The sequence below is a fragment of the Tardiphaga sp. genome, assembly GCF_028290495.1.
In the GTDB taxonomy this organism is placed as follows: domain Bacteria; phylum Pseudomonadota; class Alphaproteobacteria; order Rhizobiales; family Xanthobacteraceae; genus Tardiphaga.
Window position 1 is genome coordinate 12,684 of sequence record NZ_JAQGJT010000136.1, and the last position, 17,115, is coordinate 29,798.

The 17,115-nt window shown below is 64.8% G+C and carries 15 protein-coding genes and 2 pseudogenes; 10 read left to right on the top strand and 7 right to left on the bottom strand.

Going from position 1 to position 17,115, the window contains the following annotated elements; translation table 11 throughout:
- Positions 1-10: 10 nt before the first annotated feature.
- The 3 genes from JWQ24_RS20445 to dnaK all read right to left on the bottom strand — a co-directional run bounded on the left by JWQ24_RS20445 (position 11) and on the right by dnaK (position 3,912).
- A complete protein-coding gene (locus JWQ24_RS20445; RefSeq protein ID WP_299812001.1) occupies positions 11-613 on the bottom strand; it encodes an rRNA adenine N-6-methyltransferase family protein in 603 nt (200 codons plus the stop codon).
- Positions 614-708: 95 nt separating this feature from the next.
- On the bottom strand, positions 709-1,851 hold the full coding sequence (dnaJ, locus tag JWQ24_RS20450; protein WP_299812003.1) for a molecular chaperone DnaJ: 1,143 nt from the start codon (positions 1,849-1,851) through the stop codon (positions 709-711).
- A 162-nt stretch (positions 1,852-2,013) separates the two neighbouring features.
- Positions 2,014-3,912 (bottom strand): molecular chaperone DnaK, encoded by a 1,899-nt coding sequence (gene dnaK, locus JWQ24_RS20455; RefSeq protein ID WP_299812005.1) that lies wholly within the window; start codon positions 3,910-3,912, stop codon positions 2,014-2,016.
- Between the two features lie 383 nt (positions 3,913-4,295).
- On the opposite strand from dnaK, the gene JWQ24_RS20460 reads away from it, so the two are divergent.
- Positions 4,296-5,243 carry a hypothetical protein gene (locus tag JWQ24_RS20460; protein WP_299812007.1) on the top strand — a complete coding sequence of 316 codons (948 nt, stop codon included), beginning with the start codon at positions 4,296-4,298 and terminating at the stop codon, positions 5,241-5,243.
- Here JWQ24_RS20460 and JWQ24_RS20465 read toward each other — a convergent pair.
- Positions 5,240-6,745 carry a hypothetical protein gene (locus tag JWQ24_RS20465; RefSeq protein ID WP_299812009.1) on the bottom strand — a complete coding sequence of 502 codons (1,506 nt, stop codon included), beginning with the start codon at positions 6,743-6,745 and terminating at the stop codon, positions 5,240-5,242. The genes JWQ24_RS20460 and JWQ24_RS20465 overlap by 4 nt on opposite strands.
- Positions 6,746-6,911: 166 nt before the next feature.
- Between JWQ24_RS20465 and pncA the strand changes: the two genes are divergently transcribed.
- Complete coding sequence (gene pncA, locus JWQ24_RS20470; RefSeq protein WP_299812011.1) at positions 6,912-7,625, top strand: bifunctional nicotinamidase/pyrazinamidase; 714 nt, start codon at positions 6,912-6,914, stop codon at positions 7,623-7,625.
- 121 nt (positions 7,626-7,746) lie between these two features.
- Here the strand turns inward: pncA and grpE are convergent, their stop codons facing one another.
- Together grpE and hrcA are read right to left on the bottom strand one after the other, a co-directional pair.
- Positions 7,747-8,340: a nucleotide exchange factor GrpE gene (gene grpE, locus JWQ24_RS20475; RefSeq protein ID WP_299812013.1), complete on the bottom strand. Its 594-nt coding sequence runs from the start codon at positions 8,338-8,340 to the stop codon at positions 7,747-7,749.
- 90 nt (positions 8,341-8,430) lie between these two features.
- A complete protein-coding gene (gene hrcA, locus JWQ24_RS20480; RefSeq protein ID WP_299812015.1) occupies positions 8,431-9,519 on the bottom strand; it encodes a heat-inducible transcriptional repressor HrcA in 1,089 nt (362 codons plus the stop codon).
- Positions 9,520-9,674: 155 nt separating this feature from the next.
- On the opposite strand from hrcA, the gene rph reads away from it, so the two are divergent.
- From rph to JWQ24_RS20505, 5 genes are all read left to right on the top strand, one after another.
- Positions 9,675-10,400, top strand: coding sequence for a ribonuclease PH (rph, locus tag JWQ24_RS20485; protein ID WP_299812017.1), 726 nt, complete (start codon positions 9,675-9,677; stop codon positions 10,398-10,400).
- Between the two features lie 143 nt (positions 10,401-10,543).
- Positions 10,544-11,185: an RdgB/HAM1 family non-canonical purine NTP pyrophosphatase gene (gene rdgB, locus JWQ24_RS20490; RefSeq protein WP_299812019.1), complete on the top strand. Its 642-nt coding sequence runs from the start codon at positions 10,544-10,546 to the stop codon at positions 11,183-11,185.
- Positions 11,175-12,335 carry a radical SAM family heme chaperone HemW gene (gene hemW, locus JWQ24_RS20495; protein ID WP_299812034.1) on the top strand — a complete coding sequence of 387 codons (1,161 nt, stop codon included), beginning with the start codon at positions 11,175-11,177 and terminating at the stop codon, positions 12,333-12,335. Before rdgB ends, hemW begins: the two co-directional genes overlap by 11 nt.
- A gap of 259 nt (positions 12,336-12,594) precedes the next feature.
- A complete protein-coding gene (locus tag JWQ24_RS20500; protein ID WP_299812021.1) occupies positions 12,595-13,068 on the top strand; it encodes a carboxymuconolactone decarboxylase family protein in 474 nt (157 codons plus the stop codon).
- Positions 13,069-13,157: 89 nt separating this feature from the next.
- Positions 13,158-14,051, top strand: coding sequence for a sigma-70 family RNA polymerase sigma factor (locus JWQ24_RS20505; protein WP_299812023.1), 894 nt, complete (start codon positions 13,158-13,160; stop codon positions 14,049-14,051).
- A 94-nt stretch (positions 14,052-14,145) separates the two neighbouring features.
- On the opposite strand, the gene JWQ24_RS20510 is transcribed toward JWQ24_RS20505, so the two are convergent.
- Positions 14,146-15,357, bottom strand: a complete 1,212-nt coding sequence (locus JWQ24_RS20510) for a penicillin-binding protein activator (RefSeq protein WP_299812025.1) — start codon at positions 15,355-15,357, stop codon at positions 14,146-14,148.
- Between the two features lie 227 nt (positions 15,358-15,584).
- On the opposite strand from JWQ24_RS20510, the gene rsmI reads away from it, so the two are divergent.
- From rsmI to JWQ24_RS20525, 3 genes and pseudogenes are all read left to right on the top strand, one after another.
- The gene (gene rsmI / locus JWQ24_RS20515) at positions 15,585-16,553 is read left to right on the top strand and encodes a 16S rRNA (cytidine(1402)-2'-O)-methyltransferase (RefSeq protein ID WP_299812028.1); all 969 of its coding nucleotides are present in this window, start codon (positions 15,585-15,587) and stop codon (positions 16,551-16,553) included.
- Positions 16,540-16,953 (top strand): annotated as a pseudogene (locus JWQ24_RS20520) (YraN family protein). The gene rsmI and the pseudogene JWQ24_RS20520 overlap by 14 nt, the downstream one beginning before the upstream one ends.
- 28 nt (positions 16,954-16,981) lie before the next feature.
- Positions 16,982-17,115, top strand: a pseudogene (locus JWQ24_RS20525) (glutathione synthase); the annotation flags it as partial.

The following is a 17,115-nucleotide window of genomic DNA, read 5'->3' on the forward strand; positions in this document are numbered from 1 at the left end:
CGAAGCCGGATCAGCCCTTGCGATACACCCAGACGCGGGCCGGCGGAAGGTTCATCCAGACCCGCTCGGAAGCCTCTGTGGATACGCCGGGCAGCGTCTTGGGGATCGGCGGCGCCACCGAATAGGTGAACTGGATGAACGGCGAGCCGGGCGACATCGCCGAAAAGGCATCGCGGATCAGCTTCAGGCGGGTCAGCATCGGCTTGGTCACCAGCGGCAGGCCGGAAACCACAGCCGAGGCCGGCTCTTTCAGGATTTCCCACAGCGTGTCGCGTAGCGCATAGGCGTCACCCTGCACCACGGTCGCCTGCGGATAGCGCTCGCGCAGCAGCGCGCAGAAGGTGGGATTGAATTCGACCAGCACGAGGCGGCTCTGTTCGATGCCATGGGCCAGCAAGGCCGTGGTGATTGCGCCGGTGCCGGGGCCGAGTTCGACGACCGGACCCTTGGCGTCCCTGTCGACATAGCTCGCCATGGTGCGGGCAAGCACCTTGCCCGACGGCATCACTGCACCCATGTGCAGCGGCTTCTCTATCCACGAACGAAGAAAGCGAACCTCGTCATCGAGACGGAGGGGCTTCTTTAACGCACGCGCGGACGATCGCTGTGGCATGTCGCTTCCAGGCGGTCCGCGGAACGGCGGAAAGTCAGAATTTCGTCACAAAGAGGTACAGCCCGCAGTCGAAGCGGTCAAGCATTGCGACGTTGTCAGCCGGCACGGGCGCCGAAGAAGTCCTTGACCTTAGTGAAGAAACCGGCGGCTTCCGGTTGCGTTGCACCAGAGGAGAGCTTGTCGAACTCGGCGAGCAATTCCTGCTGTTTCCTGGTCAGGTTCTGCGGCGTTTCGACCACGACCTGGACGTACATGTCGCCCATCTGTCGGGAACGCAGTACCGGCATGCCCTTCGAGGCCACCCGGAAGCGCCGCGCCGACTGGGTGCCAGCCGGCACCTTCACCTTGGCGCGACCGCCTTCGATGGTCGGAACCTCAAATTCGCCACCCAGCGACGCGGTCACCATCGATATCGGCACGCGGCAGTGCAGGTCTGCGCCGTCGCGCTGGAACAGATCATGCGAGGCCAGCGACAGGAAGATATAGAGGTCGCCCGCCGGTCCGCCGCGGGTACCGGCCTCGCCCTCGTTGGAGAGGCGAATGCGGGTACCGTCCTCGACGCCCTGGGGAATGTTGACCGACAGCGTGCGCTCACGTTCGACACGGCCGGCGCCATCGCAGGACTTGCAGGCGTCCTCGATCATCTGGCCGCGGCCCTGACAGGACGGGCAGGTGCGTTCCAGCGTGAAGAAGCCCTGCGCCTGACGGACACGACCGGCCCCGCCGCAAGTCGAGCAGGTCTTCGGCTTGGTGCCGGCCTTGGCGCCGGTGCCCGAGCAGGCTTCGCAGGTCACCGCGACCGGGATCTCGATCTGTGCGGTCTTGCCGGCGAAGGCTTCCTCCAGCGTGATTTCCATGTTGTAGCGCAGGTCGGCGCCGCGCTCGCGGCCACCGCCGCCGCCACGCCCGCCGCGCTGCCCGGCCATGCCGAACAGGTCTTCGAAAATATCTGAGAACGACGACGCAAAGCCGGTGCCGAAGCCCGCACCGCCGCCGCCGTTGCCCTGCTCGAAAGCGGCGTGGCCATAGCGGTCATAGGCGGCGCGCTTGTCGCCGTCCTTGAGGATCTCGTAGGCCTCGGCGATTTCCTTGAATTTCACTTCGGCGGCCGGGTCGCCCGGATTCTTGTCGGGGTGCCACTTCATCGCCAGCTTGCGGAATGCGCTCTTCAGCCCCGCATCGTCGGCGGAGCGCTCAATTTCCAGGGAGTCGTAGTAGCAGCGCTTGATGGTGGACATCGGTCAGATCCGCCTCATTGGTCCTCATCGCGAGGAGCACCCAACGCCATGCATCAACCAGAATGCAGCATTGGTCTTAAAATAAAGCACTTAACAAAAAATGGCCCCCACCCGGCGATGCGCTACGCGCGACGGAGGCGGGGGCCATATCTTCCTCGTCTATCAGGCCGACTTCTTCGGCTTGTCGTCGTCGACTTCCGTGAACTCGGCGTCGACCACGTCGTCCTTCGCCGCATCCTTGGCAGCGTCAGCCTCGGCCTGCTGGGTGTACATCGCTTCGCCGAGCTTCATCGAAGCCTGCGCCAGCGTGTTGGTCTTGGTCTTGATCGCCTCGGCGTCGTCGCCCTTCAGCGCTTCCTTGAGGTCGGTCAAAGCATCTTCGATGGCCTGTCGTTCGGGCGCGCCGACCTTGTCGCCGTGCTCGGTGAGCGCCTTCTCGGTGGAGTGAACCAGGGCATCGCCGTGGTTCTTGGCATCAACCGCCTCACGACGCTTCTTGTCGTCGGCAGCGTTGGCCTCGGCGTCCTTGACCATCTTCTGGATGTCGGCTTCCGACAGACCGCCCGAGGCCTGAATACGGATCTGCTGTTCCTTGCCGGTCGCCTTGTCCTTGGCCGACACGTTGACGATGCCGTTGGCGTCGATGTCGAACGTCACCTCGATCTGCGGCATGCCGCGCGGCGAGGGAGGAATGCCCATCAGGTCGAACTGGCCGAGCGCCTTGTTGTCGGCCGCCATTTCGCGTTCGCCCTGGAAGACGCGAATGGTGACGGCGTTCTGGTTGTCCTCGGCGGTCGAGAACACCTGGCTCTTCTTGGTCGGAATCGTGGTGTTACGCTCGATGATGCGGGTGAACACGCCGCCCAGCGTCTCGATGCCCAGCGACAGCGGGGTGACGTCGAGCAGCAGCACATCCTTGACGTCGCCCTGCAGCACGCCGGCCTGGATGGCGGCGCCGATCGCGACGACTTCATCCGGGTTGACGCCCTTGTGCGGCTCTTTGCCGAACAGCTGCTTCACGACTTCCTGGACCTTCGGCATGCGCGACATGCCGCCGACCAAAACCACTTCGCCGATCTCGGCTGCGGTCAGGCCCGCGTCCTTGAGTGCCTTGCGGCAAGGCTCAATGGTCTTCTCGACGAGGTCCTGTACCAACGCTTCGAACTTGGCGCGGGTCAGCTTCATCGTCAGATGCTTCGGACCGGAAGCGTCTGCGGTGATGAAGGGCAGGTTGATTTCGGTCTGGGTGGTCGACGACAGCTCGATCTTGGCCTTTTCAGCGGCTTCCTTCAGACGCTGCAAAGCCAGCTTGTCGCTGCGCAGGTCGATGCCCTGCTCCTTCTTGAACTCGTCGGCTAGATAGCTGACGAGGCGCATGTCGAAATCTTCACCGCCGAGGAACGTGTCGCCGTTGGTGGACTTCACTTCGAACACGCCGTCGCCGATCTCGAGGATCGAGACGTCGAAGGTGCCACCGCCGAGATCGTACACCGCGATGGTGCCGGTCTTGGTCTTGTCGAGGCCATAGGCCAGCGCAGCCGCGGTCGGCTCGTTGATGATGCGCAGCACTTCGAGGCCGGCGATCTTGCCGGCGTCCTTGGTGGCTTGACGCTGGGCGTCGTTGAAGTAGGCGGGGACCGTGATGACAGCCTGGTCGACCTTGGCGCCGAGATGAGCTTCCGCGGTTTCTTTCATCTTCTGGAGGATGAAGGCGGAGACCTGCGAGGGCGAATACGACTTGGCGTCGGCCTCAACCCAGGCGTCGCCGTTCGATGCCTTGACGATCTTGTAGGGGACAAGCTTCTTGTCCTTCTCCACGGTCGGATCATCGTAGCGGCGGCCGATCAGGCGCTTCACGGCGAAAATGGTCCGCTCGGGATTGGTCACAGCCTGGCGCTTGGCCGGCTGCCCGACGAGGCGCTCGCCGTCGTCGCTAAAGGCGACGATCGACGGCGTCGTGCGCATGCCTTCGGCGTTCTCGATGACTTTCGGCGTCTTGCCATCCATCACGGCGACGCACGAATTCGTGGTGCCAAGATCGATTCCAATGACCTTTCCCATGGTCCTCATACCCTTCTTTTTGCGGCAGGTTGGCTGGGCCCTGACGGCGCACCAATCCAGACCCCCAATAATCAAATGCTCGCGATATTGCGACGGTAGGCCTCATATAGGAGGGGGGGTGGGGGCTGCAAGGCACCCACCACACTCAAAGCCCATGAAAACATGGCCCAAAGCGCAAATTAATATCGTCCGCCGACGCTGTTAACGCTTGCCACGCGACCGATCGGCGCGGCAGCGAACGGGAACGGATTTGTGGCTTGATCTGTTGCCGGATCGGGGCGACCGTTGGCTGTCGGGCGGTTAAGGTCTCATTAACGTCCCCTTGGCTCCGTCGCCGCCGCCCCGTCATGTCGAACAGCCCGATAGGAACCCAGTAGATTTACATGAAACATACCGCGCCCCTGTTTGCTCTCGCTTTGTTCGCCGCCGCGATCGGCCAGCTCTTTTCGCCGGCGATGGCTGCCGATCCAGTCTATCCGCGCGGCATCCGCGTCGGAATCACCCCGCTGGTCGGCATGGCTCCCGCCAAGGCCTTCGTCGGTTTTGAGACCTCCGACCAGGGCGTCAAGGTGCTGATGACCGAACTGCCGGCCGCCGCTTTCGGTGAGGTCGATAACGCGCTGAAGAGCAATCCGGCGGGCATGACCGTCAAGCCCGAAGACATCGAGACTGCCGCCGGCCGCGGCTACTACACCGTCGAAAACGCCAAGGATGCTACCGGCAATGTCCGTCGTTATTCGTTGATCGTCCCCGGCTCCAGCTTTTCCGGTTACGTCGCCGTACAGGTCCCCGAAAACGCCATGAGGATCTACACCGACGAGGCGGTGCGGCAGATGTTCGCCTCCGTCACTGTGCGCAAGGACGTGCCGGTCGAGGAGCAACTGGCGTTGCTGCCGTTCAAGGTCACCCAGATGAGCGAGTTCAAGACCGTCCGCACGCTGGCGCCGGGCGCAGCACTGCTGCTCGCCGACGCCGAGGACGAGACCAAGGTCGAGAGCAATCCGTTCATGGTGATCGGCAGCGTCGGCTCCGCGCCGGAAAAGGCCGACGACCGGGGTCGCTTCGCCCAGCAGGCAGCGACGATGATCCCCGGCCTGCGCGATGGTCGCATCACGATGTCGGAGCCGATCCGGATCGACGGCGCGGCCGGCTATGAGACCCGCGTCGATGCCACGAGCGGCAAGGACAATACGCCGGTCACCGTGGTGCAGTGGCTGCGCTTCGGCGGCGGCAACAACGCGATGCGCATCATCGCGTCGTCACCGCGCGAGGAATGGGCGAAGGCGTTCCCGCGCTTCCGCGCCGTCCGCGACGGCATCCAGCCGCGCTAGCGTCGGGTCAAGATCGCGACGCGGTTGACGGTCTCTGTAGCGCGATAATCCTTCAGCAGATCGGCCACATCCGGGTGCGCCGCCAACCAGGCGCTGCCGTGTCCGGTGAGGTCATCGACCAGCACCACCGTCGGCGGCGTGCGCTTGATGTCCTCGACCAGCATCGCGCGCTCGCGCGCGCCGTGAAAGTCCAGCGCCGCTTCGCGGTCCGGCGACAACGGACCGCTGCGGCGCAGATGATCGGCATAGGCAGCAACCCACAATCCCTGCTGCCGCGATACCCACGTGCCGCCGAGCGCGCGGACGAGGGGGTGGCCGATGCCCGGTTCGCCTGAGATCGCCAGCACCACGGGACGCAGCCCGAGCCGCGCCACCGCGGCTTGCAGCGGGCGCGCGTCAAAGGCGACGTCGAACCACAGCATCGATCTGGCGAACAGCGCCGCCAGCAGCAACAGCGCGCCGGCACGCGAGACGCGCCCCAACCGGCCTTGCGGCACACACGATGACAGCGCCACGCCGAGGCCGAGCAGCGCCAATGCCAGCATCGGATAGGAATGATACGGCCAGCCCTTTCGCTGCAGCAGGAACACGACGGCAAATCCAACCGAAGTCGACAGCAGCAGCAACAGCGGCGCGCCGAGACCACGCCGGCTCAGCAGCCATGCGGCCAGCATCGCGATCGCCCACAGCGACACCGCCGGCCGATCGATCATCTCCAGCGGCGACAGCCCGACCTGCAAATAGACGTCGCCCACCATCGGCATGATCACCGTAAAGAATTCCGGATACAGCACGATCGTGCCGGCCAGATACAGCGCGGCGGCGACCGCGGCGATCAGGTTCTCCGGGGTGAAGAGATGCCGCCACGTCCGCACGTGAAAACATGATGCGGCGACAGCGCAGCCGATCCCGATGGCGAATTGCGGCTTGAACGACAGCGCGATCGCCGCGCCCAATCCTGCGACGACGACCGCCCATCGCGGCGGCGTCTCGCGCTGCATCCGCCGCGCGATCACCGCGAGCATCGGCAGCAGCGCCACGACAGCGATATGTTCGCGCTGTCCGAAAGTCTGCGCCGGCAAAATCGCAAGCACGGCAAAGCCGAGAAGTGCCAGCGACCAGCGCGGCAAGTCTTTCAAGACATCCGACGGCTTCAGGATTCGCGCCGATATCGCCAGCGATGCGAAGATCGCTACAAACATCAGCGCATCGACGACAATCTCCGCCGGCACGCTGGACGCCAGCGCCAGCCATACGGCAGGAACATAGACCAGCACCGCCATCGGCGGATTGGTCTCGATCACGTCGACATAAAGCCGCCCGCCCTGCATCACCTTTTCGGCGGCGGTGAGCAACCAGCTGACATCGGTATTGGCGGCCACGCCATGGCGCAGCCAGATCGCCGCAGCAAATAAAGCCGCAAGCGCGAGCCACGGCAGCAGCGAGGTCGCCATCGCCGGGCGGTCCGGCGCGACGGCGTCGGCTTCGATATTCATGGTCATAGCGGCGTCCCGCGAGGTTGCGGAAACGCTAGTGAACGGCCGTTAACAAGTTGTTAGCCGTGCCGTCCCGGGGGACTGGCTCGCCGTCGCGAGCCACCGCGGAAAGCTATCTTTACGGCTGCCCGGCGAGGTGATTTGCTGGCGGCTCCTGATAGGGAGATACACGATGCCCAACCGACGTCAGCTTCTCGCAGGAATGGGCGCACTCGCCGCGGCGGCCGTCGCGCCAAAGGCGCTGTGGGCGGCCGGCAAGGTCAGCCTCGACCGCACCTCGGTGCTGCTGGTGATCGACGTGCAGAACTGTTTCCTGCCCGGCGGCAGCCTGGCCGTGAAGGACGGCGACCGGGTCGTCCCGGTCATCAATGCGCTGGCGAAGAAATTTCCCGACGTGGTGATGACGCAGGACTGGCACACGCCGGGCCACATCTCGTTCGCGTCCAGTCACGGCGGCAAGAAGCCGTTCGAGACCATCGATCTGAAATACGGCAAGCAGGTGCTGTGGCCGGACCATTGCGTACAGGGCACCGACGGCGCCGGCCTGTCCAAGGACCTCGCGATCCCGCAGGCCGAGCTGATCCTGCGCAAGGGCTTCAACAAGGACACCGACAGCTATTCGGCCTTCAACGAAGCCGACGGCCGCGCTACTGGTCTGGCCAGCTATCTGAAAGCGCGCAAGCTGCAGCGCGTCTTCATCGCGGGCCTCGCCACCGATTTCTGTGTCGCATGGTCGGCGCTGGATGCCCGCAAGGCCGGATTCGATACGTACGTGATCGAAGACGCCTGCCGCGGCATCGATACGCAGGGCTCGCTCGCCAAGGCCTGGGCGGATATGGCGAAAGCCGGCGTGAAACGGATTCAGTCGGGGGATCTGGCGGGGTAGGGTGCGACGATGATGCGTCACACCCGGCTGTCATCGCCCGGCTTGACCGGGCGACCAGTACACTCAGGCCAGTGATTACTGGATCACCCGGTCAAGCCGGGTGACGACAACCAGCATTTAGCTACTCCGACGCGGCGACCTTGGCGCCGCCCTTCGACACCGCGACCAATGCGGGGCGCAGCACGCGTTCACCGATCGTGTATCCGGCCTGCACGACCTGCACGACCGTGCCGGCAGGCACGGACGAATCCGGCACTTCGTACATCGCCTGCTGGAAGTTCGGATCGAACTTCTCACCGGAAGGATCGAACTTCTTGACGCCGTTCTTTTCCAGCGTGTTGAGCAGCGAGCGCTCGGTCAGCTCGACGCCTTCAATCAGCGACTTCAACCCTGCATCGGCGGCGGCCTTGGTCTCGGCGGGGAGCGCATCGAGCGCGCGCTGCAGGTTGTCGGCGATATCGAGCACGTCGCGGGCGAAGTTAGTGATCGCATAGGTGCGGCCGTCAGCGATTTCCTTCTGCGTTCGCTTGCGCAGGTTTTCCATCTCCGCCAGCGTGCGCAGCATCTTGTCGCGTGATTCCGCGGCTTCCTTGGTCAGCGCCTCGACGGAGTTCGGCTCCGGATCGTCCGGCATGATGTAGGGCTTGGAGACCACCGGTTCGGCGGGCTGGGCCTGCTTTTCGGGATGCTCGTTGGACCCGCTGGAATCAGTCATCACGCTGCCTTCTCAAAAACACGTCAAATTGTTGGGTTGCTGTGCGGGATATCGTGGTTTGCAGCCCAAAAATCAAGCTTAACCGGCAGATCAGCCACCCAGCATGCGGCTGACGATGCGCGCGGCGTAATCCACCATCGGGATTACCCTTGCATAATTGAGCCGCGTCGGCCCGATCACGCCGAGCACGCCGACGATATGGCCGGCGCCATCGCTGTAGGGCGCGATGATGGTGGAGGAACCGGACAGCGAGAAGAGCTTGTTCTCCGAGCCGATGAAAATCCGCACACCCTCGGCAGTCTCGGCGCGGCCGAGCAGGTCGATCACCTCGCGCTTGCTCTCCAGATCGTCGAATAGCGAGCGCACCCGCTCCAGATCCTCCAGCGCATGCAGATCCTCCAGCAGATTGGCCTGCCCGCGCACGATCAGCTGGCGCTCCTCGTTGTTGCCGCCGGACCAGCTGGCGATACCGGCCGAGATCACTTTCTGGGTAAGTTGGTCGAGTTCGGCGCGGCTCTGCGCCAAAGCGGTTTCCAGTTCCAGCCGGGCTTCGGCGAGCGTGCGGCCGCGGATTCGCGAATTGAGGAAGTTCGAGGCCTCGGTCAGCGCGGAGGAGGGCACGCCGGGCGGCAGCACCAATACGCGGTTCTCGACCTGGCCGTCTTCGGCCACTAGCACCACAAGCGCCTTTTCCGGCTCCAGACGGACGAATTCGATATGTTTCAGCCGCGAATTGGACTTGGCGGTCAAAACCACCGCCGCTGCACGGGTCAGGCCAGACAGCCGGGTCAGCGCCTCGCCGAGCGTCGCCTCGACCGACTGTACCTTGCCCACCGAGGTGAGCTGCGCCTGAATTGACTGCCGTTCCGGCTCGGTGAGGTCGCCGACCTGCATCAGGGCATCGACAAAGAACCGCAGTCCGAGTTCCGTCGGCAGCCGGCCGGCGGAGGTATGCGGCGCATAGATCAGGCCGAGCTGTTCAAGGTCCGACATCACGTTGCGGACCGAGGCCGGCGACAGCGGAACCGTGATCAACCGCGCAATATTGCGCGAACCGACAGGCTCGCCGGTGGCCAGGTAACTCTCGACAATTTGCCGAAAAATCTCGCGCGACCGCTCGTTGAGCTGGGCGAGGCCGGCATGCGGCGTAATCAGGCCGATCGGGTCGTGATGGGCCAAGGGGCAACTCCTGTGATGGACCCTAACTTGTCGCTCTGGAGCGCCAGATACAAGCACCCAATGCGTCAATCGGCCCGCGCAGGCCTTGCCGCTGCCGCCCCACCCCCCTAAAAGCACGCCAACCAAGCTTTTAACGATTTGAGAAGGATTTCCCCATGCGGCCAAGCCGTCGTGCGCCCGATGAACTGCGCGCCGTGTCGCTGGAACGCGGCGTGGTCAAATACGCCGAAGGTTCCTGCATGGTGAAATTCGGCGATACCCATGTGCTGGTGACCGCGACGCTGGAAGAACGTCTGCCGCCGTGGCTCAAGGGCCAGGGCCGCGGCTGGGTTACCGCTGAGTACGGCATGTTGCCGCGCGCCACGCTGGAACGCACCCGCCGCGAGGCGACCTCCGGCAAGCAGGGCGGCCGCACCGTCGAAATCCAGCGCCTGATCGGCCGCTCGCTGCGCGCCGCGGTCGATCTCGAAGCGCTCGGCGAACGCCAGATCACCGTGGATTGCGACGTGATCCAGGCTGACGGCGGCACCCGCACCGCCTCGATCACCGGCGCCTGGGTGGCTCTGGCCGAGTGCATCGGCTGGATGAAGGGCCGGAACATGTTCAAGAACGGCAACGGCGACAAGGTGCTGCGCGACAACATCGCGGCGATTTCCTGCGGCATTTACAACGGCACCCCGGTACTCGATCTCGATTACGCCGAGGATTCCGAAGCCGACACCGACGCCAATTTCGTCATGACCGGCGACGGCCGCATCATCGAGGTGCAGGGCACCGCCGAGAAGACGCCGTTCTCGCAGGACGAATTCCTGCAGCTGATGGCACTGGCGCAAAAGGGCATCGGCCAGCTGGTCGATTTGCAGAAAATGGCAATCACCTAACTGTCGTTCCGGGGCGCGGGCGGCGCGAGCCGAACGCGAACCCGGAACCCCGACATGTTCATCGCCTCATATCGAGGTGCCGGGTTCGCTCGCGCAGATGCGCTCCCGCCCCGGAACGACAGATAAATCGGTTATAGATACTCATGACCCAACACCGTCGAATCACCGGCAAGCTCGTGATCGCGACCCACAATCCCGGCAAGCTCGCCGAGATGCGTGAGCTGCTGGCGCCCTATGGCATCGAGGCGGTGTCTGCCGGGGAACTAGGCCTGGCCGAACCCGACGAGACCGGCGATACCTTCCGTTCCAACGCCGCGATCAAGGCGATCGCCGCCGCCAACGTGGCGCAGTTGCCGGCCTTCGCCGACGATTCCGGGCTTTGCGTCGATGCGCTCGACGGCGCGCCCGGTATCTACTCCGCGCGCTGGGCCGGCGAGTCCAAGGATTTTACCGCGGCGATGTCGCGGATCGAGCGGCTGCTGCAGGAGCGCGGCGCCACTACACCCGAACAGCGCAAGGCACATTTCGTCTCGGCGCTGTGCGTGGCCTGGCCGGACGGTCATCTCGAGGAAGTCGAGGCGCATGCGTACGGCACGTTGGTCTGGCCGGTGCGCGGCGATGCCGGCTTCGGCTATGACCCCTCGCTCCAGCCCGACGGCCACAGCCGCACCTATGGCGAGATGACCGCGATCGAGAAACACGGCCTGCCGCCCCTCGGCTTGGGCCTGTCGCATCGTGCGCGCGCCTTCGTAAAACTCGCGGAGATCTGCCTTGATCCACGCTGACGAGCTGCAGCCCGCTTTTGGCGTCTACGTGCATTGGCCGTTCTGCCTGTCGAAGTGCCCGTATTGCGACTTCAACAGCCACGTGCGCCACCAGCCGATCGACGAGGAGCGCTTTGCGCGCGCCTTCGAGCGCGAGATCGCGACCACTGCGGCGCGCACGCCGGGCCGTGAAGTCACTTCGATCTTTCTCGGCGGCGGCACGCCATCGCTGATGCAGCCGAAGACCGTCGGCGCCATTCTCGATTCGATCGGCAAGCACTGGCACGTCGCATCAAATGTCGAGGTATCGATGGAAGCCAATCCGACCTCGGTGGATTCCACGCGCTTCCACGGTTATCGCGCAGCCGGCGTCAACCGAGTGTCGCTGGGCGTGCAGGCGCTGGACGATGCCTCGCTGAAATCGCTGGGACGTTTGCACAGTGCGCGTGAAGCACTCGATGCGGTGGCGATCGCGCGCAGCGTGTTCGACCGCTACTCGTTTGACCTAATCTATGCCCGCCCCGACCAGACCGCGGCGATGTGGAGCGCCGAACTCAAGCTGGCGATCTCGGAAGCCGCCGAACATCTGTCGCTGTATCAGCTGACGATCGAGGAAGGCACACCGTTCTTTGGATTGCACGCCGCCGGCAAGCTAAAGACGCCGGACGAGAACATGGCACGCATTCTGTACGACGTGACGCAGGAGGTCTGCGCGCAGCACGGCCTGCCGTCCTACGAGATTTCCAACCACGCCCGCGAAGGGGCGCAGTGCAAGCACAACCTCGTCTACTGGCGCGGCCAGGAATATGCCGGCATCGGGCCCGGTGCGCATGGCCGGCTTGATATCGACGGTTTCCGTCACGCCATCGCCACCGAGAAGCGGCCGGAGGCCTGGCTGATGCGCGTCGAGGCCACCGGGCAGGGCGTCAACGTCGACGACATCCTCAACAGCGAAGAGCGCGCCGACGAATTCTTGCTGATGGGGCTGCGGCTCAACGAAGGCATCGACCCCGCCCGCTACAAGGCGCTGTCCGGCCGCGCGCTCGATCCCGACCGCATCCGCATCCTGCGCGACGAAGGCGCCATCGTGGTCGAAGAAAACGGCCGCCTGCGCGTGACGCAGGAGGGCTTTCCTGTGCTCGATGCCGTGGTCGCAGATCTGGCGGCGTAGAACTCCCTGAATCGAGCCAATCTCCGTCCTCATGGTGAGGAGCGCGCCTGTTGGCGCGCGTCTCGAACCATGGAGTGTGTCGTCCATCCCCAACGAATGGCCTTGCCATTCGCTGGAAACGCGGTCGAAGACGACCGCTCCTCAAGGATGAGGAATCCTCGCTTCGGGTACGAAGCCAAATTTCTTCTCCGCCCATGTCACATCCGGCGGGCGCCGCCTCGTCTTGTTGGCATGTGCATCCTGCACGATGGAGAAGACGATGACCGCCCGTATCAAAGACGCCTTCAAGATGGTCCCCGCCGGCATCAAGGCGATGATGGCGCTGGAAGCCAGCATCGGAGCCAGCGGCCTTGCGCCCGACCTGCTCGAGCTGATCCGACTGCGCGCCTCGCAAATCAACGGCTGCACCTTCTGCATTCATATGCATGTCAGCGCTGCCCGCGCCCATGGCGAGACCGAGATGCGCCTGCACATGCTGAGCTCCTGGCGGGAATCCTCGCTGTACAGCGATCGCGAGCGCGCCGCACTGGCATGGACCGAGGCGCTGACGCTACTCGCCGCCACCGGCGCGCCGGATGCGGACTATGACTTGCTCAAAGCGGAGTTCAGCGAGGCCGAACAGGTCAACTTGACCATGGCGATCGGCAGTATCAACCTGTGGAACCGGTTGCAGGTCGGCTTTCGCGCAGAGCACCCCGTGGGTGCCGCTGACAGAGCCGCCGTCGCAGCCTGAGACGCGACCTCTGCCGGCGCAGCGCGGTCGCTCCGCCGGTACGTTGCGCCATCCGGACCGAACCGTGCATGCTCGGCGGGGAAACAGCCATGACGTCATCGCTCGAACCAGCAGCCGTTGCACACGACGCCACCGAAATGTTCGAGGCGCAACGACCGCGGTTGCAGCGTCTGGCGTACCGCATGTTGGGATCGCTGGCTGAAGCCGAAGACATCGTGCAGGACGCCTGGCTGCGGTGGCGACGGGTGGACCCCGCCGGCGTGCAGTCCGCGCCAGCGTTCCTGTCGAAGACCGTAACCCGCCTCTGCCTCGATGCGATGAAGTCGGCACGCGCGCGGCGCGAGACCTATGTCGGCTCGTGGCTACCGGAACCGTTGGTCGAATTCGACATGACGCCCGATCAGGACGGCCTGACGCTGACATTAATGCTGGCGCTGGAGCGGCTGTCGCCGCTGGAACGCGCGGCATTTCTTCTGCACGACGTATTCGGCGTCGCGCTCGACGAGATCGCGACCACGCTCAAGCGCGAGCCGGCGGCGGTGCGCCAGTTGGCCGTGCGCGCTCGCCAGCACGTGCAGCACGCCCGGCCGCGCTTTCCGGTGGCGCCGGAGGAGGGCACCCGCATCGCCGAGGCGTTCTTCAAGGCAACCCGCAGCGGCGATATCAATACGCTGGGCGCGATGCTGGCCGAGAACGTCGTCGTGCACTCCGACGGCGGCCGCAAGGTGCACACCTTCCTCAATCCGATCGTCGGACTGCAACGGGTGCTTCGATTGTACGACGGCCTGAGGCGCAAACTCGGCGCGCAGAATGATGGACTGTTTCGCGCCCTGAAGATCGACGGCCTGCCGGGCTTTCTCAGCCATGAGCGCGACGGCGTGTTGCAGACCACGGCGCTGCAGATCGAGGACGGGCGCATTACCGCGATCTACATCACCCGCAATCCGGACAAGCTGCAGCGGGTGGTTGGGATGGAAACTTAGAAATCTTGTTGTCATTCCGGGGCGCGAGCGCATCAGCGCGGGCGAACCCGGAACCTCGAGTTGTTCAAAACTTCCCGGAATGACCGAGCTGCTTTTACGCCCCAAAACTCTTGGGCGAACCGGCCACCGACTGGCCGCCGCCCGACGCCACACGCATCACGGCCAGGCCGCGGTCGTTGCTGCCGTCGGTGCGGAAGCGGAACAATCCGTCGATGCCGGCGAAGCCGGAGGGGTTGGTCAGCACGTCCTGCGAGAAACGCTGGCCGCCCTGGGTACGCGCCAAAGCGGCCACCAGGGCCACGGCGTCGTAAGCAAGGGTCGCGGTACGCACCGGCTCGTTGCCGTATTTGGCGCGGTAACGCCCCGCAAAGGCGCGAAAGCCGGACGGATCCGGCGCCGCATAAAGCCCGCCCTGCAGCGACGCGCTGGCGAATACGCGCGGATTGTCCCACAGCCCGGTGCCGAGCAACTGGATGTTGCGCAGATTGGCGCCGGCGGCGGTCAGCGCGTCGGCGGTGGCGACCACGGCGTCACCGTCATCGGCGAGAAACAGCGCATCGGCGCCGGACAGCGCCGTGGCGATCCGGCGTGCGGCGCCCGATCGATCGGCACCGTATTTCTCGAAGGCGACGACGCGACCGCCCTTACGGGCAACAGCCTGCTTGAAGGCGGCTTCCACCACGTTGCCGTAGGCATTTTCCGGCAGCATCGCGGCGAAGGACTTCTTGCCGGTGGAGGCGGCGTAATCGACGATGCGGTTGACGTCGGATTCCGGCAGGAAGCTCAGCAGGTAGACGCCGCGGCCGGCGACGCTGGAATCGGTGGAGAACGCGATCACCGAGATATTGCGGCTACGCGTCAGCTGCGCCGTGGCCGGCACCGACAGCGCGAACAGCGGCCCGAGGATGATCTCCGAGCCTTCGTCGAGCGCCTGCTGGGTGCCCTGCTGCGCGCCTTGCGCGCTGCCGGCGTCATCCTTGATCAGCAGCTGGATATTGGGATTCTGGAATTCCGCCAGCGCCATTTCGGCGGCGTTCTTCATGGATTGTGCGGCGATCCCGGCATTGCCGGACGCCGACAGCGGCAGGATCAGCCCGACCTTGACCTGGCCGGTGCCCACCGCGAGCGGCTGCTGCGCCGGTCCCGCAGGACCGGGCTGCGCGGAATTGCCGGTGCCGAAAGTATTGGTGAGGGTCTGCTGCACGCCGGCGCAGGCCCCGAGCAACGGCGCGCCAAGCAACAGGCCGACAGCCGTCCGCCTTGTCGCTCCCTTAGGCCCTGATTTGGGATTGAACGGATCCGCCATCGCTTCTCTTCTCTCGGCCGACCGTGATCGGCCTACCTCAACCCTCATATAGTATGGGGCGCGGATTCAGACATATTGTCGGCAATAAGTTAACCAAAACAAAAGCTTTATGTCCGGCCTTACCCCGCAACCGGCCCGGTGTGGCACGCCGGGTATGAACCGCAGCCTAACGCCCACGCCCAAAAACGGCTGTCCCCCTTTTGCACAATTCCCTCTACATTGCCGCCATGCGCGCAACACCGTCCCCGACCTCGCCCGACGACGTCCCGGCCCCCTCGGCCCGGACCTTCGCCATCTCCGGCCACCTGCTGATAGCGCCCAAGGCTGTGCCGGGGCTGCATCTGGTGGCGACCCCGATCGGCAATCTCGGCGACATCACCCTTCGCGCGCTGGAGACCCTGGCCGGCGTCGACATCATCGCCTGCGAGGACACCCGCATCACCCGTCGGCTGACCGAACGCTATTTGATTTCCGGGCTGTTGAAGCAATATCACGAGCACAATGCCGAGCAGGCGCGGCCGAAGATTCTCGAAAAGCTCGCCCAGGGCGCCTCGATCGCGCTGGTGTCCGATGCCGGCACGCCGTTGATCTCCGATCCCGGCTTCAAGCTGGTGCGCGAGGTCTCCGCCGCCGGCTTCAATGTGATCTCGCTGCCCGGGCCGTCCTCGGTGCTGGCGGCACTGGCGGTGGCGGCATTGCCCACCGACCGCTTTTTCTTCGAGGGCTTTCTGCCGTCGCGGCAGATGGCACGGCGCGCGCGCCTCACCGAACTGTCGCGGATCGACGCCACTTTGGTGATGTTCGATTCCGGCAACCGCGTGCAGGACACGCTGCGCGATCTCGCCGACATCATGGGCAGCCGCGACGCCGCGATCTGCCGCGAACTGACCAAGATGCACGAGGAGGTCCGCCGCGCGCCGGTGTCCGAACTGGCCGCCGCGGCCGATGGACTGGAAACCCGCGGCGAATTCGTGCTGGTGATCGGCCCGCCAGCGGCCGATGCACAGGCCATGACCGAGGGCGATCTCGACGAGATGCTGCGCGCCTCCCTGCAGCACGACAGCGTCAAGGACGCCGTCGCCCACGCCGTCGAACTGTCCGGCCGGCCGCGCCGCGAGATCTATGCCCGCGCGCTGGAGCTGGCCAAGGAAACTGAAAGGCGAATCCAGAAGGAAGGCGGCGATGGCGAAGACTGACGACGCCTCCGCCCCCTCCAAGGCGGCGAAAGTCGCGGCACCCGAGCGCGTCGCCGCGTTCAACACCGGTCTATCCGCCGAAAGCCGCGCCGCCGCCATGCTGCTGGCCAAGGGCTATCGCATCCAGGCGCGGCGGTTTCGCACCCCCTATGGCGAGATCGACATCGTCGCGCGAAAACGCCATCTGATCGCCTTCGTCGAGGTCAAGGCCCGCGCCACCATCGATGACGCCGCCTATGCGGTGACGCCGCGGCAGCAGGCGCGAATCATCGACGCCGCCCAGGCCTGGCTGATGGCGCATCCCGAACATGCGGAATTCTAGCTGCGCTTCGATGTCATGCTGATTGCGCCGGGACATCTGCCACGCCATCTGTTAGCGGCATTCGACGCCGCCTCCTGAACCCGCCTCCCCAACGCCGGACAATTCCATGACCCTGAACATCGCCGTCCAGATGGACCCCATCGCGCGCATCAACTTCCGCGGCGATTCGACCTTTGCCATGCTGCTGGAGGCGCAGAAGCGCGGCCACACTTTGTCCTATTACACCCCGGACAAGCTGTC

What these genes read in the sequence shown, in the direction of transcription:
- rdgB (WP_299812019.1), top strand. Translation starts at nt 10,544, where the DNA reads ATGACCCAACACCGTCGAATCACCGGCAAGCTCGTGATCGCGACCCAC.
- grpE (WP_299812013.1), bottom strand. Translation starts at nt 8,340, where the DNA reads ATGACTGATTCCAGCGGGTCCAACGAGCATCCCGAAAAGCAGGCCCAG.
- JWQ24_RS20510 (WP_299812025.1), bottom strand. Translation starts at nt 15,357, where the DNA reads ATGGCGGATCCGTTCAATCCCAAATCAGGGCCTAAGGGAGCGACAAGG.
- rsmI (WP_299812028.1), top strand. Translation starts at nt 15,585, where the DNA reads ATGCGCGCAACACCGTCCCCGACCTCGCCCGACGACGTCCCGGCCCCC.
- dnaJ (WP_299812003.1), bottom strand. Translation starts at nt 1,851, where the DNA reads ATGTCCACCATCAAGCGCTGCTACTACGACTCCCTGGAAATTGAGCGC.
- JWQ24_RS20445 (WP_299812001.1), bottom strand. Translation starts at nt 613, where the DNA reads ATGCCACAGCGATCGTCCGCGCGTGCGTTAAAGAAGCCCCTCCGTCTC.
- JWQ24_RS20505 (WP_299812023.1), top strand. Translation starts at nt 13,158, where the DNA reads ATGACGTCATCGCTCGAACCAGCAGCCGTTGCACACGACGCCACCGAA.
- pncA (WP_299812011.1), top strand. Translation starts at nt 6,912, where the DNA reads ATGCCCAACCGACGTCAGCTTCTCGCAGGAATGGGCGCACTCGCCGCG.
- JWQ24_RS20460 (WP_299812007.1), top strand. Translation starts at nt 4,296, where the DNA reads ATGAAACATACCGCGCCCCTGTTTGCTCTCGCTTTGTTCGCCGCCGCG.
- JWQ24_RS20500 (WP_299812021.1), top strand. Translation starts at nt 12,595, where the DNA reads ATGACCGCCCGTATCAAAGACGCCTTCAAGATGGTCCCCGCCGGCATC.
- dnaK (WP_299812005.1), bottom strand. Translation starts at nt 3,912, where the DNA reads ATGGGAAAGGTCATTGGAATCGATCTTGGCACCACGAATTCGTGCGTC.
- rph (WP_299812017.1), top strand. Translation starts at nt 9,675, where the DNA reads ATGCGGCCAAGCCGTCGTGCGCCCGATGAACTGCGCGCCGTGTCGCTG.
- JWQ24_RS20465 (WP_299812009.1), bottom strand. Translation starts at nt 6,745, where the DNA reads ATGACCATGAATATCGAAGCCGACGCCGTCGCGCCGGACCGCCCGGCG.